Origin of the sequence: Petroclostridium xylanilyticum (assembly GCF_002252565.1) — a bacterium.
GTDB lineage: Bacteria > Bacillota > Clostridia > SK-Y3 > SK-Y3 > Petroclostridium > Petroclostridium xylanilyticum.
The window spans coordinates 328780-351087 of the sequence record NZ_NPML01000013.1 but is presented as its reverse complement, the minus strand read 5'-3'; the positions used below and the strand labels follow the sequence as shown (position 1 = coordinate 351087).

Here is a 22308-nt window from a genome sequence, read left to right as displayed (position 1 = left end):
AAAAACTATAGCGAATATGCTATATGTACACAATATTACAATAGGAGGAGTACAACATGAATAAGGCAGAATTAGTAGCCGCAATGGCTGAAAAAAGTGAAATGTCCAAAAAAGATGCAGAAAAAGCATTAAACGCATTTATTGACAGTGTACAAGATGCTCTTGTAAAAGGAGACAAGGTACAACTAGTTGGATTCGGATCCTTTGAAGTTAGACAAAGAGCAGAAAGAAAGGGAAGAAACCCTCAAACTAAAGAAGAAATCACTATTCCTGCTTCAAAGGTACCGGTATTCAAGGTAGGAAAAGCATTAAGAGATGCTGTAAGCAAATAATAAATAACGTACACAATTGAAAAATCAGGTTAAAGCCTGATTTTTTTCAATTTCATCAGTTTTATTTGTAAAGGCAGGGTTCTCCCTGTAATGTTTTTTAGGGGAGTGTAGGACATGCGATTAGATAAATTTTTAAAAAATTCCAGGTTAATTAAGAGAAGGACTATTGCCAATGAGGCATGTGATCAAGGGCGGGTAAAAATAAACCAAAGAGTAGCGAAAGCCGGCGCAGAGGTTAAAGTAGGTGATGTAATTGAGATTCAGTTTGGTGAAAAAATCGTAAAGGTAGAAGTTCTCAATATTTCTGAGCATGTACAAAAAGGTGATGCGGCAGGGCTTTACCGAGTTATAGATTGAGATACAGATAAAGATACAGATAAATATAATGAAGATAAACATAATGAAGATAAACATAATGAAGAAAAACTCTGATAGATAATACTCTATTAGAGTTTTTCATCTTCATCTTTATCTTTATCTGTATCTAACCACTGCTGCTTGTCATATTCTCATCTTGCAACGCATATATATGTAGTAGATGTGATATTGTCAAAAATGCGTTAATGGGGGTATTAACAATGGCTGAGGATAAGAAAAACGTAAAGACGGGAACTAAAGCAGTAACTCAGAACCTGGTGATGGAGAATAGAGAAAAACTGAGTGTTACCGGAGTAATAGATGTAGAAAGTTTTGATGAAGAGGGTATCATTCTGCATACTGAGCTCGGTGTTCTTATTATAAAAGGAGAAGAACTGCACATTAATAAATTGGACATAGATAGTGGTGAATTAGCAATCGAAGGGGACATAAGCAGTTGTACCTATACTGATGAAGATAATATGAAGTCAAAAGGGCTAGGATTCCTGGGTAAAATGTTTAGATAGGGTCTTATAATTGAGGTGAGGCGTTTGGAAGTATCTGTGACCAATCAGGCGTTCATATTTCTGAGTTCGGTTATAGGTGGATTAATTGTCGGCTTTGTATTTGATATTTTTAGAATACTAAGGCGGGTTATAAAAACTGCAAATTTTATTATCTATTTACAGGACATATTATTCTGGATCCTGGTGACAATTATAATTTTTTCATTGGTTTTTATTACAAATGATGGCGAATTAAGATGGTATGAATTTCTGGGCGTAATATTGGGAGTGATATTCTATAATTTACTGTTTAGTACATATGTTATAGTAGTCTCTGTTACCGTTATCAATTTTATAAAAAAAGTGCTGTTATTTATAATAAAAATCATCTTATTTCCCTTTGTATTCATTTATAAGATATTTAGAAAGCCCTGCATGTTTTTGCTTGGTACAATAAAGAAGATATTCAGAGGCCTTTATAAGCTCATAAAGAAGGGGATAGACAAAATAGTATTCTCGATTAAAAGTGTAAACAAGATGCTAAAAAAGGTTTAGTTATATGATAGCAGAATGTTTATTAACATTTTAAGTAAAAAAATGGGTAACCTAGCAGGAATTTTTGATTTTGCGAAGAATAATATATTAATATGAACACAAGAATAGAGTGGGTGCAAAACAAATGAAGAAAAAGGGTATAAAATCGGTGTTAAAAAAAATATTATTGACTGCTTCAGCCATATATGTAGTCTATATATTGATTCAACAACAAGTGATGTTAAATTATTATAGAGATCAAGAAAAGTATTATTTACAAAAAATTGAAGAAGAAAAAGCAAAAACAGAACATTTGGAAAAACTTAAGGTTCTATACAGCACTGAAGCATATATTGAACAAATTGCCAGGGATAAGCTGGGCTTTGTAAAAAATGGTGAAAAAGTATTTATTGATGCAACAAATCGGTAAATTTCTTGACAGGTGAGATAAACCAATATATAATTAGCTTAGGTAATGAAGCGCATAAGCGCTGCTAAAAACTAAAGGAGGAATTTTTTTAGTATGCTGGTTGAAGTAGGCAAAGTAGTTGAAGGAAAGGTTACTGGAATTACAGGTTTTGGAGCTTTTGTTCAACTACCTGACGGCAAGACAGGCTTGGTTCATATTTCTGAAGTGGCTGTGGAATATGTCAAGGACATTAAAAAACATCTCAAAGAAAATCAAGTAGTAAAAGTAAAAGTATTATCGGTGGATAATGATGGGAAGATTAGCCTGTCAATTAAAAAAGCTCTTGAGAATGAATCTAATAGATCCACTAGATCATCTTCAAGGCCGCCAGTAGATATTGATTGGTCACGTAGAAATAATAATGAGAATTTGTCTTTTGAAGATAAATTATTAAAATTTAAACAAGATAGTGATGAAAGAATGCAGGATCTCAAAAGGAGCATTGAGTCTAAGAGAGGCGGAGGATATAAGAGGTCAGCGAATATATTTTAATAAATTAGTTCACAATTAATAGTTATTTTGATGGGTTATTGCACATTCATCATGTAAACTGTAGTGCTCTATTAGATTAAGCAGAAGATTTTGATATAGATGCTAATAAAGGACATGAAGGCAGAGTGCCGGGGATTCCCCGGCTTTACTATTGTATGATAGTACTAAAAAGAGTCCCTTATCATCAGTTAGCAATTCACCATAATTAAAGTACATATCAAAATTTGTGAACCGTGACTTGTTAACTATGAGCATTTTAATATTACCAAAAATTTCTTGAAAAAAAGTGTTGACAAAAATGAAAAAAGGATGTAGAATAATATTTGTCGCTAGACGACAGCAATAAAAAGTGATAATAATTAAAATATTATAAAGTTATTAAAATATGCCGGAGTGGCGGAACTGGCAGACGCACAGGACTTAAAATCCTGCGGTCCCAAAAGATCGTACCGGTTCGATTCCGGTCTCCGGCACCACTTTAATTTAATAACATCTATATCGCGGGGTGGAGCAGTCCGGTAGCTCGTCGGGCTCATAACCCGAAGGTCGGTGGTTCAAATCCGCCCCCCGCAACCAAGAAAGTCACAACTTGCAAAGTCTTAAAGTTTGCAAGTTTTTTTTATTTTTATATGACTATGACTTTTAGTCAGTAACCTATTGCCAACCGAACGTTTGTTTGGTATAATTTAACTACAAACGTTTGTTCGGGAGGTTGTTGACTATGGCTAAACAAGAAGCAATAAGCTTCATGGAGTTTAAGAATAAGTTTAATAGTGAGGACGCTTGCCGGGAGCACCTTTTTAAGATGCGCTGGCCTGATGGCTTTAAGTGCCCTAAATGCGGTAACGAGACCTATTACGTTATTTCAACAAGAAACCGCTATGAGTGCACCGCTTGCCACTATCAAGCATCCGTCACAGTAGGTACCGTTATGGAGAAGACGCACATTAAGCTTGAAAAGTGGTTTTGGGCCATTTACTTTGTAGGAAGGGACAAAAGGGGGTGTTCGGCCATGATGCTTTCAAAGGAGCTTGAAATATCCTACAAAGCAGCCTGGTTCATGCTCCACAGAATCCGTAAGGCCATGAAGGATCGGGATTCACAATACCTGCTTGCCGGTGTGGTAGAACTGGATGATGCATATTTTGGTTCACCGGACGAAGGAGGTAAACGTGGCAGGGGGACCAGTAAAGCTAAAGTAATGGTAGGTTTGTCGCTTAATGAAGAAGGTCATCCCCAGTTTCTCAAAATGCAGGTGGTAAACGACCTGAAAAAAGAAACTATAGCTGAATTTGCGCATTCAAACGTACAAACCGGCTCAACCATTTCAAGTGACGCATACAGCTCTTACCAAAACCTTCAAGCAGAAGGTTATAAGCTTGAAGCCAAGGTATTCAATCCTAAAGAAAATGAAGAACATTTGAAATGGCTTCACACCATTGTCTCCAATGCAAAGGCTTTTGTGGCTGGAACTTTCCATGGCCTTGACCAGAAGCATTTGCAACGATACCTGGACGAATTTTGCTATAGGTTTAACCGTAGGTTTTTTGAGAGTGAGTTATTTAATCGTATTATTAATAGCTGCATCACCTCGCAAAAAATTAAGTATACTGAACTAACGACATAGTCATTTATTTTTATATTTTACATTTGCTAAATAAGTGGTATCGTAAAATCAGAAAAAGAACTTCGTTCTAAGTTCTCATGGCTTTGCCTTTTTTAATAAAAGAAGGGTGGTAGTAATTATAGCATCAAGGGGAAGAGGAAATTATGGAAAGTTGATTTGACGCATAGGTCTTCAGCACTATTTAATTTTTAGGCAGTGACAACGTTATTGGTGTAGGATATAATAGCATTATAGTAAATATTGTAATCTCTGATACTAGCAAACTTATCGAAGCGTGAGAAACCTTGGAGATTGTATTTAAAAAACACATGTAAAAGGAGTGGTCTATGATGGAAAAAGTTCAAAAGATGTTTGTATTTTTGATGATTTTTGTATTTCTATTTACCTCAACCGTAGCGACTACTGTTATGGCTAAGGATTCTAAAAAAGACAGTAAAGTAGAAGAAGTTGTAGAAAGTCAAGATAGCCAAGATGTTGGAAATGAAGATGAAGACGAGAATGAAGGCGAAGATGAGAATGAAGATGAAGATGAGAATGAAGACGAAGATGAAAATGAAGACGAATTATGGGAAGAAGCAAAGAATAAGCTAGAAGCAGAGAAAGATGCAATAGAAGAGAAAAAAGATGAGCTAGAAGCACAAAAAGATATCATAGAAAAACAATATGAAGAAGCAGAAGAGAATGGAAATCTTGAGTTGGCAGAGCAGTTATTACAACAGATTCAACAGATAAAAACAGAAATAAATTCATTAAAACAGCAAATGAAGCAAACTAAAGAACAAATGAAGGAAGTTATAAAAAATAAATATACAAGTGAAGAACTCAAACAATTAGAGCTTACAGCAGAAGAATTGCAAACAAGTGGCCAGGATATTAGGGTTATACCAGTAGAAAATATTATAACTAAAGGTGTAAATATCAAATTTGATACACCGCCAGTTATAAAAGCAGGAAGAACATTGGTACCTGTTAGAGCTATATCTGAAGCATTTGGAGCAGATGTCAAATGGAATGCAGAAGAACAAAAGGTAACTATAACTAAAGAAGGAAAAGAAATAGTCCTTCAGATAGGAAGTAAGTTGGCATACGTAAATAAGGTTGAAATTGAAATTGATGTGCCTTCAGAAACACTTAACAATAGAACTGTTGTTCCACTAAGATTTATTGTTGAAAGTTTAGGATTAAAAATTAATTGGGATGAGGAAACTGGAACCATAGAAATTGAAGAGGAACAGACTGTGGATGCTGAAAATGTGATAGAGGATATTCCTGAATTAAATGTGGAAAAAAATCAATAAAGAAGATATCAAGGGGACCAAGATATCAAGGGGACGGTTCTGTTGATATAGATATCAAGGGGACGGTTCTGTTGATATATACATAGACTTATGATATAATCAGAGAAAAATGAAAGAGTGGGAGAATATGCCAAGAAGTGCAAGGAAGCGAAGCGAGACCGGAATTTATCATGTTATGGTAAGAGGCATTAACCGGCAGGAGATTTTTCATGATGATGAAGACTGTCAAAAATACCTGGAAACCTTGGAGAAGATAAAAAAGGAAAGTAGTTGTGAAATATATGCTTACTGTTTAATGGGAAATCATCTACATTTATTAATAAGAGAAGGAAAAGAACATATAGAGCAAATAATGAAGCGGATTGGAATAAGCTATGCATATTGGTATAATTGGAAATATGAACATTTTGGACATGTATTTCAGGATAGATATAAAAGTGAGTGTGTGAATAGCGATGGATATTTAATGACAGTTATTCGTTATATACATAATAATCCAGTAAAAGCGGGAATGGTAAAAAAACCGGAACTGTACAAATGGAGCAGCTGCCGTGCATATTATGGGGAGAAAGATTATTTACCGGGCTTAACACAAACAAGTTTTGCTCTGGGATTGTTATCTGAAAATAACAAGGCTGCCATAAAAAAATTTCGTCAGTTCAATGAGAAGGAAAACGATGACAGATGTCTTGAAGATGAAAAAAATGTAAGAGCTAGTGATGAAGAAGTATATAAAGAAATTACAAAAATGTTAAAAGGAAAGCCAATTAGTACTTTGCAACAGATGGAAAGAATGGAACGGGATAGAATACTACGTGAAGCTAAAGATATTGATGGAAGCAGTATAAGACAAATTGCGAGGATAACAGGAATAGGGTATAACATAATAATTAGAGCATAATATATCACAAGAATATATCACAAGAACCGTCCCTTTGATATACGTACCTTTGATATACGCAAAAAATTTTAAATTCCCTATTGACTTTTTTGTCGATTTATATTAAAATTTAACATGTCGCTTGTGAGAGCGGCTTTAAGAGTTGATGAACTGCTAAATTGCCATAAATTGATACTTGATTTATAAAGAATTTATGGTAAAATAGATAATGTTCTGACTCACAAAATATAAAAATAATATGGCGGCATAGCTCAGTTGGCTAGAGCATACGGTTCATACCCGTAGTGTCGATGGTTCAAATCCGTCTGCCGCTACCATATATGGCCCATTGGTCAAGCGGTTAAGACACCGCCCTTTCACGGCGGTAACAGGGGTTCGAGTCCCCTATGGGTCACCATTTAAGGGCGCATAGCTCAGCTGGGAGAGCACCTGCCTTACAAGCAGGGGGTCATAGGTTCGAGCCCTATTGTGCCCACCATAAAAACCACATGGTTTAGTAACCATGTGGTTTTTTGTATGTTTATATGTTGAATAGTAAACGAAGAATGTAAGAGGTAATAAATATAATATATATTCTGGCTGTACCGGAAATATTCCAAAAATCTTTCTACAAAATTTTACTTGCCTGCTTTATCTCAAACTTTAGTTCACCTACCTATATATATGAATTTTCCACTCTACATTCTCTACTCCTTACTCCCTGCTATTTATTAAAACGATGTCACCAATTGCAAATAATTACCAAATATTTGAATTTGCTGTCAAAAACTTTTTGTAACCATCAACCTGAAGTGACAAATATTTTATTGGACATGCTGTATAATTAACCCTGCACACACTTAAAATCTGTGTTCAACTTGTAACAAATCTTAATACTACAGCTTTACTCTTAAACACTATGTAATATTTATTCAAATAAATGGGGGTTGATAATAATGGAGAGGACAGAACTATTTCCTTATCAGCGAATCAAAAACAGAAAAATGGAGAAAGGAAATAAGGATATAAGGACAAACTCCAGAATTTTTTCAGTAAGGGATATTATGATTGACTTGATGGGCTTTATGTTGGGACGGGCAGCTATTCTATCAGGAATTACACCTTTCGGCTTGCCTTTTTATGCTGCATCTTTTACAGGAGAAGTTAACTCCATATTTGTTGCCATAAGTATAATCATTGGTTTTATGACTATTGGCATGGGTGTAGCGTCAATCAAATATATTATGGCTATGGTAGTATATACAGGATTTGCTTTATTGTGTAAAAATACATTGCTTAATAAAACATTTTTTACAGCACTACTTGCTTTTTTAAGTTTATTTATTTCCGGATTGATTTTTATTATTATCCAAGGTTTTTTGTTATATGATTTATTTATGTTAATATTTGAATCCTTTATCGGTTTTGTAATGGTATATATTTTTAGGACAAGCATTCCGGTTTTGAAGCAAAGGGGAGAGAGAAGGGTTTTATCCAATGAAGAAATAATCAGTCTTTCTATCCTGTTGGGTCTTCTTATTTTAGGATTTACGGAAGTACAGTTTCCGGGAGGAATTTCCCTCAGAAATACATTGTGCATTTTTATACTTCTCATGTTCAGTTTAAAACATGGGGTAGGTGTAGCTGCTTCAGCGGGTGTAACCATAGGGCTTATTAACAGTATGGCTTCGGAAGCTGTATCTTATGTCATAGGAAGTTATGCTTTTTGTGGATTGGTAGCAGGCATATTTAGGACGTTTGGAAAAATTGGCGTAAGCCTTGGGTTCATTCTGGCGAATGCCATATTAACCATTTATATCAATGGTTCTACTGAAGTGCTCATTAATATATATGATATTTTTATTGCTGTCGCGCTATTTGGCGTTACTCCTACAAAAGCCCTGGATTATGTAGGCGAATTTTTAAGCAAGAATTCTGAAAGGTTCATTGATAGGAAAGCATATAGCCGCAGGATTAAGGAAATTACTGTGGATAAGCTTAACAGCATATCAAAATCCTTTGAACAACTTGCAAATACATTTGATAATATCGCTGAAAAAAAGACAACGGTAAATAATAACGATGTAGCGACACTTTTTGACCAGGTAGCTGAACGGGTATGTAAAGACTGTGGGTTATGCCTCTCCTGTTGGGAGAGAGAATTCCATAATACGTATCAGGTTATGTTCAAAGTTTTAGAAAAGTTGGAAGAAAAAGGGCATGTTGACCAAAGAGATATGCCGGAATTTTTTGCACATCGCTGTATAAGAATAGAAGATTTTATAAATGCAGTAAATAATGCCTTTGAAGTTTATAAGGTAAATCTTGTATGGGCTAGTAAGGTAGGGGAAAGCCGGGGATTGATCTCTCAGCAGCTCCAAGGTGTATCCAGGATTATAGCTAACCTGGCAAATGAAATTACTATAGATCTGCAGTTTGATGAAGAACTGGAAAGAGAGTTAATGATAGAACTGGATAAAGTGGGAATGACTGCTAAAGACATTACTGTTTTAGAAAATTCAAATCATAAATATGAGGTGGAAATATCATTTAAAGCTTGTGGTGGTGCTAGAAAGTGTATTAAAAATGTTACTCCGGTACTTTCCAGGGTTCTTGGACGAAAAATGACTAAACAGGATTCAGTGTGCAGCCTTAGCAGTGGGGAGTCAAAATGCACCGTAAAATATATTGAAGAAGAAACTTACCAGGTATCTACCGGAATTGCCCGGGTAAAAAAAGAAGGGCAAACTGAATGCGGTGATAATTATTCATTTATCCAATTAAAAGATGGTAAATATGTTTTGGCTTTAAGTGATGGAATGGGAAGCGGTAGGAGGGCTTCCAGAGAAAGCAGTGCTACCATAGCTTTGCTTGAGCAGTTTTTAGACTCGGGGTTTGATAAAGATACAGCAGTAAAGCTGATAAATTCCGTATTGGTTCTCAAATCTCCGGATGAATCCTTTGCCACAATAGATTTGTCGGTATTGGACCTATATACGGGTAATATTGAATTTGTGAAAATTGGCGCGGCGTCGACGTTTATAAAAAAACAGAACAAAATCGAAGTGGTGAAATCCACATCTCTACCAATAGGAATACTAAATAACATAGATATGGAGCTTTCGAATAAAACTGTTGGAGAAGGTGATTATATTATTATGATGACAGATGGAGTTCTGGATTCAAAAGAAAAAGCTATCAAGAAGGAGGATTGGGTAAAAGAGGCTTTGGGTAGAATGGACACCACCAATCCTCAGGAAATGGCGGATCAATTATTGAAAATGGCAGTAGAAAACAGCGGAAACTGTATAAATGATGATATGACCGTACTGGTTGCAAAGGTGTGGAAAAAAATTTGAGATAAAATATGTATATAAATGCATTAACATGTTTAAACTATTACCAGGTGTTTGTACAACAAGAGCCGGAGGTAGTTTATGGAACATGAAAATGCTAAACAAGTAGTAATCATAAGAGATATTAAATCCAACATTATAGAGGAAGCCATATTTATTTTAAAAAGTAATGATAGTTATGCAAGAGGCAAAAAGAAAGAAACCGGATATAAATATGATCCTAAAAACAGTGATTACATAGTAAAGGAAGCACAGAGTATTATTGATAATTACATACAGCAGTATTCTTCAGGTTATGGTTATATTACCTCCACACCCAAAGTAAATAAATTAAAAAAGTGGAATATTTCGGTAGGTACTATTCTTAATATCGCATTGGTTTTGTCCATTGCACTCTTTATATTTTTGTTATCGAGGGCATTTTGATATAGATCTATTTTCTTAAAGATAGCTAAATTTGTTAGCTATCTTCTTTTTTGCAGCACAGGTTTCTAAATGCCCTTTCGAACTTTTCATCATCTTCTTTTGTTCTCTTGCGGGGGTTGGAGGTCCTGCCTCCTGCGCGGCGGATTTTTTGAGACAGATGTCTCTCAAACAAGAGTTTGTCAATATTGTCTTTAGTATAAATAAATCCGTTCTGATTAATGCCATATGCCTGTTTGGAAAATGCCATGGCAGCAACACCGTAATCTTGCGTTACTACAATATCACCTTTTTCTACTTTGTTAATCAAGGCAATATCTACCGAATCACGTCCTTTGTCAACCATTATAACATCCGAATATCCATCGTCAAGAAAATGACTGGTATCTATAAACATTAAGACGCGCAGCTTGTATTCTTTAGCTATTTTTGTAATAATATTCTTTACAGGACATGCGTCTGCATCTACAAGAATTTTCATATTCATCACCACTTTCACCTTAAGTATAAAATATATAAGCGTTGTTTTCAATTCAAATTTTGATTGTTTCATATTAGAAACAATGAGAAACGATTTTTGCTTGAAATGAACATTATACAGTATTTTTAACAATTTTTAATGTGCTAATCATTCCTGAGCATTAATAAAATAGTGAGGGACAGGGTATTTATTATCCATTCGTAAAAAGTTGGCATAGATATTGCTAATTAAAATGAATAAAATATATAATATGATTTTGTGTACTCATTTTACATTTTTATAAAATGGAGGCGAAGCTAATGAGCAAAAAAATAGGATTTATTGGTCTGGGAATTATGGGAAAGCCGATGGCTAAGAACTTATTGAAGGCAGGGTATTCCCTAAGAGTGTACGATATTAATATGGAAGCTGTTAAAGAAGTTGCAGCAGCCGGGGCTGAACAGGGAGAATCCGCAAAAGACGTAGCAGAAAAAAGTGAAATTATCATCACTATGTTACCTAACTCTCCTCATGTTAAACAGGTTGTATTGGGTGAGAATGGAGTTTTAGAGGGTGCAAAGCCTGGTACAATATTAGTAGATATGAGTTCTATTGCTCCTCTGGTTTCTCAGGAAATTGCAGCTAAAGTTGCACAAAAGGGAGTGATTATGCTGGATGCCCCTGTAAGTGGAGGAGAACCTAAAGCGATTGACGGGACATTATCCATCATGGTAGGCGGTCCCGAAGACGCTTTTGAACAGGTGAAAGATATTTTATTGGTTATGGGCGCCTCGGCAGTTAGAGTTGGGGATGTTGGCAGCGGAAATACTACCAAGCTTGCAAATCAAATCATTGTGGCATTAAATATTGCTGCCATGTCCGAGGCAATGGTTCTGGCCACCAAGGCAGGAGTTGACCCTGAAAAGGTATACCAGGCTATTCGGGGCGGACTGGCAGGCAGTACAGTGTTGGATGCAAAAGTTCCTCTGGTTTTACAAAGAAACTTTAATCCTGGCTTCAGAATTGAACTACATATCAAAGACTTAATGAATGCCCTGGATACGGCTCATGAGGTTGGTGTGCCTTTACCTTTAACCAGTCAGATCATGGAGATTATGCAGGCGCTCAAAGTGGATGGAAAAGCAAAAGACGACCATGGGGGAGTTATCCAGTTTTATGAAAAATTAGCCCAAGTGGAAGTTAAGAAAAATAATTAATGGAATACATTCATTATAAATAGAAAACAGGTAGAGGCTGTTCCTGTAAAGGCAGGAGCAGCATTTTTTAATTGGCCAAAAGCATAGGGATTGATTGATAAACAACAAACAAGTGTGTTTCATTATTTGGAAAGTGAAACGTTGGTGTCTCAAAAATGCAACTAAACTTTACAACTTTTTACACTTAGCTAAGCCGTTATGTTATAAAAAAAGATTGTATGAAAAAGATTGTAGGGTAGTGCTGAAACTTTTTAATAAAGGCAGGGGAAACTGCTGTATTACCTGTTTAAGCAGCAACAAGTGTATTTAAAGACCTTTCTTGCTAATGTCCGAAAATAATATTTTCTTGATGATAGTATAATAATTCCAAATTTGGCATAAATATTGCTTTTTATAATTGACGTAAGAAAAATTTATAAATATATTTAAGGAGGAGTTTTGATGAAAAAGTTTTTAAAAGTAGCTGCGTTATTAGTAGCAGTACTAATGTTAGCTTCTGTGTTTGCAGTGGGATGCGCCAAGAAGCAGGAAGAAACCGAGCCTGCAGCACAAGAAGCAAAGAAAGAAGAGCCTAAAAAAGAAGAATCCAAGCAAGATGATGTTAAATACCCAACCAAACCTATCCAGGTTGTTGTTCCGGCCGGAGCAGGTGGAGATACTGACCTAAACGCAAGAACATTAGGTAAATACCTTGAAAAAGAATTAGGCCAGCCTGTGGTAATCGTAAATGTAAATGGTGCAGGCGGAACCCTCGGTTCAAAAAAGGTTAAGGATTCAGCCCCGGATGGTTACACTGTATTGTTCTACCATCCTTCCATGCTGTTAAATAAGCTGCTAGGGCTTGTAGACTACACTTACTCTGATTTTGAAAATGCCGGCGTGGCTGTATTGGATGACACTAACGTATTTGTTGTAAATGCCGAGTCGCCATACAAAAACCTTAAAGATTTAATTGATGATGCGAAGAAAAATCCAGGAAAGATTAGGTTCGCTACAGAAGTTGGAGCTTTCACCCACTTACAGGTGCTTGCATTTCAGGATGCTGCTGATGTTCAACTGAACGTAGTCGATGTTGGTGCAGCTGCTCAAAAGACAGCTGCACTGTTAGGAAAGCAAATTGATATCATTGGAACTCAGTATGGATTGGTTAAAGATCATATTACAGCAGGAAAGTTTAGGGCATTGGGTGTTCTTTCTAACGAAAGAAATCCTTTAATTCCTGATGTACCAACCTTTAAGGAACAGGGGATTGATATTGCATTCACGAAGTTCTTCTTCTACTCCTTCCCTAAAGGAACACCAAAGGAAGTTATAGAAAAGTTCAGTAAGGCAGTAGAAAAAGTGGTAACAACCAATGAAGAATATAAGGCAGATGCTAAGAAATTCCTGGTTACGCCAACCTATATGGCACCTGTCGATGCCATGAAGTACATTAAGGAAAAAGAAGACTATTACAACACATTTAAAGACAAGATTATGGATGTTAAAAACAGTGAAAAGAAAGAAGAAAAGAAATAAAGGTTAGTGGAAACAAGTGAATAGCATATAAATTAAAGTAGGGGTTTTCCCTACTTTAATTTCTTAGAGAAGCTTTTGGATTAATTTTGCAATAGGGGGTCGAAGAAAGATGAATGAAATTAAAAATATTAAAGAAAGAATAGAAAGATTTAATAAATTTTGGAACAGAGAACAGACAGAAAGGCCAACCGTCGGATTTCAGATAGGAAGCCCTTTTGTTGCTTGCCGGCTAGAAGCAGGACGTAAACTTCTTGTTGAAAATATGCCTGTTACTCCTGATATGTTAAATGTTGAAGAGTTTATTGAGAGCTATGAAAAAAACTACGAAATTTCTTTGCAGGTAGAGCAAGATTCATTTTGGACAGCAGAACCTTATAACGGTATACCCTGGCTGGAAGGAATTGCTGGATGCCCAATAGTCGGCTCTAAAGCAAGTTTTCGCTCAAGAGAGTATATAAACGATGCAGATGACCTTGATAACATTGTTTTAAGCGAAGCGAATCCGTGGTATCAGAAGTATTTTGAATTTTTAGAAGTGCTGATCAAAGCATCTAAAGGGAGATATCCCGTGGGACAGCCGATATTAAGGGGTATATCTGATCTAATAGGGGCTGTAATGGGACAGGAAAAACTGATCTATTCTCTATATGACCATCCTGATAGCATAAAAAGATTTGTAGAAAGGGCAACAGACTTCTTTATAAAATTTATTAAAAAACAGGAAGAGATGCTGCCTGATTTTTATGGCGGCTATTCCATAGGTTTTTATAATATATGGGCCCGAGAAAAAAGTATGTGGTTTCAGGATGATATTTCGTGTCTATTCTCACCGCAGCTCTACAGGGAATTTATTCACCGCTCTAACGTTCAAATAAGCAAGGCCTGTAAATATAATACCATACACCTGCACCCCGCGTCATTCCACCTGCTGAATTATTGGTTAGGGATAGAAGAACTCAAGGCAATTGAAGTAAACCGGGATGTAGGAGGTCCGTCGGTCAAGGAGATGTTACCTGCATTAAAAAAGATACAGGAAAGTAAACCGCTTATTATCCGGGGGATAATGGATAAAGAAGATATAGATACGGCATTGAATAATTTGTCTTATAGGGGACTGCATTTGTATCAACTAACCGAGACAGTTGATGAAGCAAAATTCTGGATGGAATATATAGTAAATAATAGTAAAGCACAAGACGATTAATCGTCTTGTGCTTTACTATTATTTACTACTACTTGTTTAATAGTTGAAAAAAATGTTGCAATAATATAACATTAGTAGTATAAGTTTGATGTGGACAATCGTATAACTATATATCCAAAATGATTCTAAGTTTGGTGCTTAATATAATATTACACTTTTACTGCTAAATTTTGTGAGGGGTGTCTAATGATAAAGATAACAATTGTAGCTCCGTATGCAGATTTCGTCGACCTGGCGGAAAAGACTTTCAGAGAGCATAATGAATATCCTCATAAACTTGAATATGAACTAAACCAATATGAGTTGGAAGTAATTCTTGCTTATGGGGCTGATGAAGTAAGGTGCCTAAAACTAGATTCCGATGTGGTAGTTGCGCGGGGCGTTACTGCTTATGAACTGAGAAATAGAGACTACTATATACCGGTTGTAGAGATACCTGTAGCAGGTAATGATCTTATACGCTGTCTGCATGAGAGTAAAACGCGTTTTGGGACTAAACCGGTTGCTGTCATTGGTTCAAGAAATATGATATATGGAGTTGAAAGTCTGTCCGATATTGTTGGGTTAGATATAAAGCCTTTTGTTATGTCCAATAGAGAAGAAGTTAAAAGATTGGTAAATGCCGCAGTAAATCAAGGTATTCAGGTTATTATTGGAGGAATTCCAACATGTGAGTATGCAATCAAGCTGGGATTAGATACCATACTGATCAAAACCGGTAAAGAGTCTATATGGCAAGCAATCACGGAGGCTAAAAGGGTAGCTTACATTAGTAGGATAGAGCAGGAAAAAGCGCTGCGCTTTAAGACTATTCTTGACTATGCTTATGAAGGTATTATTGCTGTTGATAATAAAAATACAATATCTGTTTTTAATTCTTCCTCTGAAAAAACCCTTGGCATTAATGCGCAGAAAGCAATTGGTAAGAAATTTGAAGAGATAATACCAAAATCGAAGCTGACAGATTTGGTAAATACCAAAGACGAATGCATTGATGAAATCATAAAGCATAACGATATACAACTGGCAGTAAATAAAGTGCCTATCGTATTAAAAGGGGAAAATCTGGGAACTGTTCTTACTTTTCAGAATGTTACAAAGATTCAGGAGATGGAAGGGAAAATAAGGGAGAAGATATATACCCGTGGGCATGTTGCGAAACACACCTTTGAAGATATTATTGGTGAAAGTAAGAAAATTAAAGATGTGATAAAAATGGCTAAAAGATTTAGTCAGGTCGATTCAAATATTTTGATAGTTGGCGAAACAGGAACGGGGAAAGAGCTTTTTGCTCAAAGTATTCATAATTACAGTCCTAGAAAAAGAGGTCCCTTTGTAGCCGTTAACTGTGCGGCTCTTCCTGAAAATTTATTGGAGAGTGAGTTGTTTGGATATGTAGAGGGAGCGTTCACTGGCGCTGCAAAAGGTGGAAAGCCGGGGCTTTTTGAACTGGCGCACAGGGGCACTATCTTTTTGGATGAGATCTCTGAAATTTCATTAAAATTGCAAGGGCGTCTGCTAAGAGTAATACAGGAAAAAGAGATTATGCGCCTTGGACACGATAGGGTCATACCCGTAGATGTAAGAATTATCTCAGCAACCAATAAAGATTTATATACTCTGGCTCAAAAAGGAGACTTTAGGGAAGATTTGTATTATAGGCTGGATATATTGAAAATTAATTTACCGCCACTTAGGGATAGGAGAGAAGACATACTTATTATTGTAGAGTATTTTATAAAAAATTATTGCTTGCAATTTAGAAAGGGAGATATAACTATTACTCAAAAGGCAAAGGAGAGGCTGCAAGATTATGATTGGTCTGGCAATATAAGGGAGTTAAGAAATATATGTGAGAGATTAGTAGTGCTAAATCAAGGAAATATAATAAGCGAGAAAGACGTTGAGGCTGTTTTGCCGGACAGATGTAATTTAAGAATCCCCTTTAACGATGAAGAGGCTATTGATTCAATGAATATAAAATACAATTACACAGAGGAATTGAAAAAGTTTGAAAGAGAAAGGATAAAAGCTGTACTTGAACGTGTAGGTTATAACAAAATTAAGGCAGCTGAAAGCCTGGGCATTAGTCGTACAACATTGTGGAGGCGTATGAAAGAGTTAGATATTATTTGATTTGATGTAATACGTAGAGTATGGGGAATAATTTATATTAGTGTTCACAGAGTGAATTTGTGAAAGATTTTTCAATCATGTTTCATATATGTAATGTAATTTTATTGTTGAAACATTAGATGAAACGTTTTGAACGTTTGTCTTTACTAAATGAATAAGACTCTAAAATAAAAAAATAACAGAATTAATTCTGTTATTTTTTTATTATCTAAGAGAATATATTTATCGATTCCATAAATATTAAGGATTTGACGTAAGTTCATAATATATGCAGGGGTGAGATTTCCTTAATAATTATCTGACTTTTGAAAGTTGGCATGGATATTGCTTGTATATATAGGTGCAAAAATAAAAAAATGTTCCTTCTAACTAAAAAGTAACAGTGTGCAACGAATAAATGGAAGTGAACATAATAAAAAGATAACTGAAATATTCTAATAATAAGGAAAAGGGGGAGTAGTATTGAATAACGTAAAAGAAAGATTAAAAAAAGGTGAGTCTATTATAGGAACCATGGTAACAGTATTTGACAATCCGGATATTGTAAAAATGTTAAAAGTGTGCGGATTCGACTTATTTATTGTTGACAGCGAACATGGTTATATGGACTACAGTAAAGTAGCAGGACTGTTTGGAATTGCAAGAGCAATAGGTATTGCCGGGTTAGTTAGAATACCTGAAGTGAAAAGAGAAGTTGTATTAAAGTATATGGAAATGGGGGCGGACGGTATACTGCTTCCAAATACTGAAACTGTTGAACAGGCTCGAGCTTTAGTAGAATATGCAAAATATTACCCAATGGGTAACAGAGGAGTTTCCTTGCTAAGAGCCCATACCAGCTATGAAAAAATACCAAGTGCTGTTGAATATATGAAAAAAGCCAATGAAGAAACTATATTAATGGTTCAGATTGAATCACCTAAAGGCGTTGAAAATGTCGGTAAGATCTTAGATATTGAAGGTATAGATGCTGCTTTCATAGGACCTAATGATTTATCTCAGAGCATGGGAATTATGGGACAAACAGATAATCCTATGTTCATTGAAGCAGTGGATAAGGTTATTACAGCTGCAAAGGAAAGAAATAAGTTCTCAGGTATTCACATGATGTCTGCTGCGGCTTTGGAACCATGGATCAATAAAGGAATGACTTTGAATCTGTGGGCGAACGATGTTGTAATGTTAATGAATGCAGCAAGAGAAGGATTAAGCCAGCTTAAAAAGTAAGAAGCCTGAACAGATCATAAAATAAGCAAAATAATAATCATTATTGTTCGTAGTTCGTAATATTTTTAAACTTTTTCTCCGAACTTCGAGCTATAAATAAGGAGGAATTCAATATGGCTTTTAAAGTTTTAATTCCACAGGATATCACAGAAGCAGGAAAAAAATATCTCCTCGAAAGAGGTTATGAAATAAAAATGGGATCCGGTGCAACTGTAGATGCAATTAAAAAAGATGTAGAAGATTGTGATGCAATTTTAGCAAGAACTGCACCATTTCCTGCAGAAGTGTTAAAAGCAGGCAAGAAATTGAAGGTAATCGCAAGACACGGTGTTGGAGTAGATAATATAGATGTAAAAACTGCTGAAGAATTAGGAATCTATGTTACTAATGCTCCTTTATCCAACGCGAATTCTGTTGCTGAGCATACCATAGGCTTAATTATTGCTTGTGCAAGAAATATGGTAAGGGTGGATAAAGAATTTAGAAATGGCAATTTTGAAATTAGAAATCAGTTAAAAGGTATGGATATAGAAGGAAAGATTTTAGGTTTGGTAGGACTTGGAAGAATTGGTACTATGGTAGCTAAAAAAGCTGCTTTAGGGCTTGGTATGAAGGTTATCGGATATGATCCATACATAACTCAAGATAAGGTTGCTCCGGAAATAGAGTTAATAAATGATTGGGAATATATATTCAAAAATGCTGACTTTGTTAGCTTGCATATGCCTGCAACTGAAAAGACAAAGGGTATTGTGGGCAAAAAAGAATTTGAAATTATGAAACCTACAGCATATTTAATCAATGCTGCTAGAGGTGAAGTTGTAAATGAAGCTGAATTAATTGAAGCACTAAAAACAAAAAAAATCGCTGGAGCTGGCTTGGATGTATTCGAACAAGAACCTCCTGCAAAAGATAACCCGCTCTTTGAGTTACATAATGTAATATTAACACCGCATAACGCTGCACTTACACAAGAAGCTATGGACAGAATGGGCTTGCATGCAGCAATAGGTATAGACGAAGTTCTCAGCGGTAAAAAACCTAGCTGGCCTGTAAATAACCCGGTGATTAAGGGATAAGAGAAAAGGGGAAATTACGTGAGTATTTTAGAGCAACTTGTTCGAGATATTCAACTGCCTAAAATGGCAAGAATAAGACAAAAGTTTCCAAGACCTGTTTTGGAGGATATTCCAGCGGTAGTTAGAGAACAGCTCAAAAAGGAAGGTATACTCGATAGGGTAAAAAAAGGTGATAGAGTTGCTATAACTGCAGGCAGCAGGGGAATTGCAAATATTGCAGTTATTATACGGGAAATAGTCAGCAGTTTAAAAGAAGTGGGAGCACACCCTTTTATCATACCTACTATGGGAAGCCATGGCGGAGCAACAGCTCAAGGACAGGTAGAAGTTCTTCACAGCCTTGGAATTACTGAGGAGGCAGTAGGAGCCCCTATCCGTGCAACAATGGAGGTAGTCCAACTGGGAACAACAAAAAACGGGTTGCCGGTATGCTTTGATAAGTACGCTGCTACAGAGGCGGACGCAACGGTAGTAGTAGGGCGCATAAAGCCGCATACTTCCTTTAGAGGAAACTATGAAAGTGGTCTTGCAAAGATGATTGTTATTGGATTGGGCAAGCAAATAGGAGCAGAAATATGTCATGCAACAGGACTAGCCAATATGTCTGCAAGAATAGAGGATATTGCCCGAGTGGCTATAGATAAGTCAAACATTATTTTTGGCGTAGGAATTTTAGAAAATGCTTATGACGAAACCTGTAAGATTGTAGCTGTACCGCGGGAAAGAATAATGGAAGATGAACCTGCTCTACTGCAGGAAGCTAAAAGCTATCTGCCCCAGATCCCGTTTAATAAATACGATGTTCTTATCGTAGATGAGATAGGCAAAAACATAAGTGGTACCGGCATGGACACAAATGTTGTAGGCAGATATACGTCATCAGCAGTCACCTGTGAACCCAAAGTGCAAAAGATTGTTATATTGGACCTTACAGAAGAGACCCATGGGAATGCAAATGGTATGGGTTTGGGTGATATTTGCTCCAGAAGAATGTTTGCCAAAATTGACTTCGAAAAAACCTATGCCAACCCGCTTACATCAAGGGTGGTCGCATCTGTAAAAATACCGATGGTTATGAACACAGATATCCAGGCCATTAGAGCGGCAATTAAAACCTGCTTAGATGTGGATTACGATAAAATCAGGATGATAAGGATTAAAAACACTTTGAAAGTGGATGACATGTATATATCAGAACATCTACTTGATGAAGCACGGGCTAATCCATTGATAGAAATTGTGGAAGAACCGAGGCCAATGGAATTTGATGAAAATGGTAACTTATTTTAAAAGACTAAACAGGTTTACCTGTTTTAATATAGATTTTTTATGAGACACGTTGTTATCATGGCGAGAAGCGGCAGCGATCTCATAAAACAAGTATAAAGGAGATTGCTACGCTTCGCCCGCAATGATAGAAGTGTTAGATTTTATTAATTTATAAAAATAAAAATTAAGGAGGACTATAATATGAACTTCGTACCAAAGGGCGTATTGCCCGCAATGATTACACCGCTTACCAAAGAAGGTAAGATCAATGAAAAAGCATTAAGAAAGTTAGTGAATTATTTGATTGATGGAGGAATCCACGGTATTTTCGCAGTAGGAACTACCGGAGAATTCTATGGCTTGACTCCAGAAGAGCACAGGGAAGTTTTAGAAATAACAGTGGATGAAACAAAGGGAAGAGTTCCTGTTTATGCAGGTGCAGCAGCTATTACTACCAAGCAGGTTGTAAAACTTGTTAATATTGCTGAAGAAGTTGGAGTTGACGCTGTATCCGTATTAACACCTATGTTCATCAGTCCAAGCCAGGACCAGTTAATCACACACTATAAGACAATTGCTGCAAACACTAAACTGCCTATCCTTTTATATAACAATGTACCAAAGACAGGCGTTACTATCACTGCAGCAACAGCAGCAAAACTTGCAGACGTTGAAAATATCGTAGGTATTAAAGACAGTAGTGGAGATTTCACTTTAACAGGAGAATATATCAGGCTGACAAGAGGAAAGAACTTCCACGTATTAGCAGGAAGAGATACACTGATACATGCTGCTCTTTGCTACGGAGGAACCGGTTCTATCGCAGCTTGTGCCAACGTAGCACCAAGATTGTGTGCAGATATCTACGACAAATATATGGCAGGAGATATAAAAGGTTCATTAGAAGCCCAATATACCTTAGCTCCATTAAGAATTGGATTTACTTTGGGGACATTCCCGACAGTTATCAAAGAAGCATTAGAATTGCTCGGCATTGAAGCAGGTCCGTGTATGGACCCGGTAGGGCCGATGAGCACTGAAGAAAAAGAACAATTGAAAAAGATACTTATACAAATGGGATTATTAAAGTAATTGATTTATCTGCAAAATATATTAAAAAAGAAAATAAAGAGTATGAGGAAGATATTGCTAAAGCATATCAATTAACTCCAACTTATATGAATCCTGAAGATTCAGTTAAATATCTTGCTAAGATGAAAGAGCAATTTATGAAATTTAAAGAGCAAGTAATGAAGCAATAAGGTTTGTAAAAATTATTGAATGACGCCTCTGGTACATCCTACAGCAGAAAAATAGGGGGTATCGGAGGCTGTATTGTAAAGGACTTTCTCATTCTGTTTGTGGAAATATATAAACGGGGAAAAAGACAGTTTTTTTATTTAGAAATATGTGAATGGGGGGTAGGAGTATGATTAAGAAATACGGAGATATAATTTCGGGCAGCTTTCTTTTTGTTGTTGCTGCAGTGATTTTTATCTCTTCATTTAGTATAAAAAAGATTACGGTATCCAGAATAGGCGCAGCATTTGTACCTCAACTTGTCGGTATTTTTCTTGCAATTCTCAGTGTAGTTATTATTATAGGTGCAATCAGGCAGCTTAAATCAGGGGAACAAACTAACACTAAAGAGACCGCTGGTGAAGAGGGGCAGATTAATCATATTTCAGTTATTGCTACATTTGTTCTTATAGCACTATATATAGCTTTACTTGATAAAGTTGGATTTTTAATTATGACCGCTGTTTACCTCTTCGCTCAATTCTATGTACTTGCAAATAAGGCAGAGAGAAAGATTCCGTTATTTGCAGCTGTGGCAGTTGCTGCATCAGCAGTTATTTATTATACATTTGTATACGGTTTCCAATTAATGCTGCCAGCAGGTATTTTAGGGTAAGGAGGGATT

Annotated in this window: 21 protein-coding genes and 5 tRNA genes; 25 read left to right on the top strand and 1 reads right to left on the bottom strand. The window is 36.1% G+C overall.

The genetic code is table 11. The annotated features are described in order from the left end of the window. Positions 1-56 precede the first annotated feature (56 nt). The 16 genes from CIB29_RS09435 (at position 57) to CIB29_RS09360 (ending at position 10277) form a co-directional block, all read left to right on the top strand. Positions 57-332, top strand: a complete 276-nt coding sequence (locus tag CIB29_RS09435; protein ID WP_094549032.1) for an HU family DNA-binding protein — start codon at positions 57-59, stop codon at positions 330-332. Between the two features lie 114 nt (positions 333-446). Next, on the top strand, positions 447-689 hold the full coding sequence (locus tag CIB29_RS09430; RefSeq protein WP_094549030.1) for an RNA-binding S4 domain-containing protein: 243 nt from the start codon (positions 447-449) through the stop codon (positions 687-689). Between the two features lie 221 nt (positions 690-910). Further along, positions 911-1216, top strand: coding sequence for a sporulation protein YabP (gene yabP, locus CIB29_RS09425; RefSeq protein ID WP_094549028.1), 306 nt, complete (start codon positions 911-913; stop codon positions 1214-1216). 24 nt (positions 1217-1240) lie between these two features. Continuing rightward, positions 1241-1750: a spore cortex biosynthesis protein YabQ gene (gene yabQ / locus CIB29_RS09420; protein WP_157910265.1), complete on the top strand. Its 510-nt coding sequence runs from the start codon at positions 1241-1243 to the stop codon at positions 1748-1750. A gap of 124 nt (positions 1751-1874) precedes the next feature. After that, the gene (locus CIB29_RS09415) at positions 1875-2159 is read left to right on the top strand and encodes an FtsB family cell division protein (protein WP_094549024.1); all 285 of its coding nucleotides are present in this window, start codon (positions 1875-1877) and stop codon (positions 2157-2159) included. 93 nt (positions 2160-2252) lie between these two features. Further along, positions 2253-2690, top strand: coding sequence for a S1 RNA-binding domain-containing protein (locus tag CIB29_RS09410; RefSeq protein WP_094549022.1), 438 nt, complete (start codon positions 2253-2255; stop codon positions 2688-2690). A 387-nt stretch (positions 2691-3077) separates the two neighbouring features. Further along, a tRNA-Leu gene (locus CIB29_RS09405) sits at positions 3078-3166 on the top strand. 23 nt (positions 3167-3189) lie between these two features. Beyond that, positions 3190-3266: transfer RNA gene (locus CIB29_RS09400), tRNA-Met, on the top strand. 145 nt (positions 3267-3411) lie between these two features. After that, positions 3412-4317 (top strand): IS1595 family transposase, encoded by a 906-nt coding sequence (locus CIB29_RS09395; RefSeq protein WP_094549020.1) that lies wholly within the window; start codon positions 3412-3414, stop codon positions 4315-4317. 326 nt (positions 4318-4643) lie between these two features. After that, the gene (locus CIB29_RS09390) at positions 4644-5615 is read left to right on the top strand and encodes a copper amine oxidase N-terminal domain-containing protein (RefSeq protein WP_157910264.1); all 972 of its coding nucleotides are present in this window, start codon (positions 4644-4646) and stop codon (positions 5613-5615) included. A gap of 127 nt (positions 5616-5742) precedes the next feature. Further along, positions 5743-6516 carry an REP-associated tyrosine transposase gene (locus CIB29_RS09385; protein WP_094549016.1) on the top strand — a complete coding sequence of 258 codons (774 nt, stop codon included), beginning with the start codon at positions 5743-5745 and terminating at the stop codon, positions 6514-6516. 240 nt (positions 6517-6756) lie between these two features. After that, positions 6757-6833: transfer RNA gene (locus CIB29_RS09380), tRNA-Met, on the top strand. A gap of 5 nt (positions 6834-6838) precedes the next feature. Further along, positions 6839-6913, top strand: a tRNA-Glu gene (locus CIB29_RS09375). Between the two features lie 5 nt (positions 6914-6918). Beyond that, positions 6919-6994, top strand: a tRNA-Val gene (locus tag CIB29_RS09370). A gap of 457 nt (positions 6995-7451) precedes the next feature. Continuing rightward, a complete protein-coding gene (gene spoIIE / locus CIB29_RS09365) occupies positions 7452-9854 on the top strand; it encodes a stage II sporulation protein E (protein ID WP_094549014.1) in 2403 nt (800 codons plus the stop codon). A 78-nt stretch (positions 9855-9932) separates the two neighbouring features. After that, positions 9933-10277, top strand: a complete 345-nt coding sequence (locus CIB29_RS09360) for a hypothetical protein (protein ID WP_094549012.1) — start codon at positions 9933-9935, stop codon at positions 10275-10277. 34 nt (positions 10278-10311) lie between these two features. Here the strand turns inward: CIB29_RS09360 and CIB29_RS09355 are convergent, their stop codons facing one another. Continuing rightward, entirely contained in the window at positions 10312-10755 is a 444-nt protein-coding gene (locus CIB29_RS09355) for a YaiI/YqxD family protein (RefSeq protein ID WP_094549203.1), read from the bottom strand. A 299-nt stretch (positions 10756-11054) separates the two neighbouring features. Here CIB29_RS09355 and garR point away from each other — a divergent pair, with 299 nt between their 5' ends. The 9 genes from garR (at position 11055) to CIB29_RS09310 (ending at position 22299) form a co-directional block, all read left to right on the top strand. Then, positions 11055-11951: a 2-hydroxy-3-oxopropionate reductase gene (gene garR / locus CIB29_RS09350; protein WP_094549010.1), complete on the top strand. Its 897-nt coding sequence runs from the start codon at positions 11055-11057 to the stop codon at positions 11949-11951. A gap of 441 nt (positions 11952-12392) precedes the next feature. Further along, on the top strand, positions 12393-13469 hold the full coding sequence (locus CIB29_RS09345) for a tripartite tricarboxylate transporter substrate binding protein (RefSeq protein ID WP_094549008.1): 1077 nt from the start codon (positions 12393-12395) through the stop codon (positions 13467-13469). Positions 13470-13578: 109 nt separating this feature from the next. Continuing rightward, entirely contained in the window at positions 13579-14673 is a 1095-nt protein-coding gene (locus CIB29_RS09340) for a uroporphyrinogen decarboxylase/cobalamine-independent methonine synthase family protein (RefSeq protein ID WP_094549006.1), read from the top strand. 186 nt (positions 14674-14859) lie between these two features. Next, the gene (locus CIB29_RS09335; protein WP_094549004.1) at positions 14860-16809 is read left to right on the top strand and encodes a sigma 54-interacting transcriptional regulator; all 1950 of its coding nucleotides are present in this window, start codon (positions 14860-14862) and stop codon (positions 16807-16809) included. A 462-nt stretch (positions 16810-17271) separates the two neighbouring features. Beyond that, complete coding sequence (locus CIB29_RS09330) at positions 17272-18036, top strand: HpcH/HpaI aldolase family protein (protein ID WP_094549002.1); 765 nt, start codon at positions 17272-17274, stop codon at positions 18034-18036. Positions 18037-18149: 113 nt separating this feature from the next. Then, positions 18150-19115, top strand: coding sequence for a hydroxyacid dehydrogenase (locus CIB29_RS09325; protein ID WP_094549000.1), 966 nt, complete (start codon positions 18150-18152; stop codon positions 19113-19115). An 18-nt stretch (positions 19116-19133) separates the two neighbouring features. Then, on the top strand, positions 19134-20405 hold the full coding sequence (locus tag CIB29_RS09320; RefSeq protein WP_094548998.1) for a nickel pincer cofactor-dependent isomerase, group 22: 1272 nt from the start codon (positions 19134-19136) through the stop codon (positions 20403-20405). Positions 20406-20585: 180 nt separating this feature from the next. Further along, the gene (dapA, locus tag CIB29_RS09315; RefSeq protein WP_198543816.1) at positions 20586-21476 is read left to right on the top strand and encodes a 4-hydroxy-tetrahydrodipicolinate synthase; all 891 of its coding nucleotides are present in this window, start codon (positions 20586-20588) and stop codon (positions 21474-21476) included. A 337-nt stretch (positions 21477-21813) separates the two neighbouring features. Further along, a complete protein-coding gene (locus tag CIB29_RS09310; protein WP_157910263.1) occupies positions 21814-22299 on the top strand; it encodes a tripartite tricarboxylate transporter TctB family protein in 486 nt (161 codons plus the stop codon). Positions 22300-22308 lie beyond the last annotated feature (9 nt).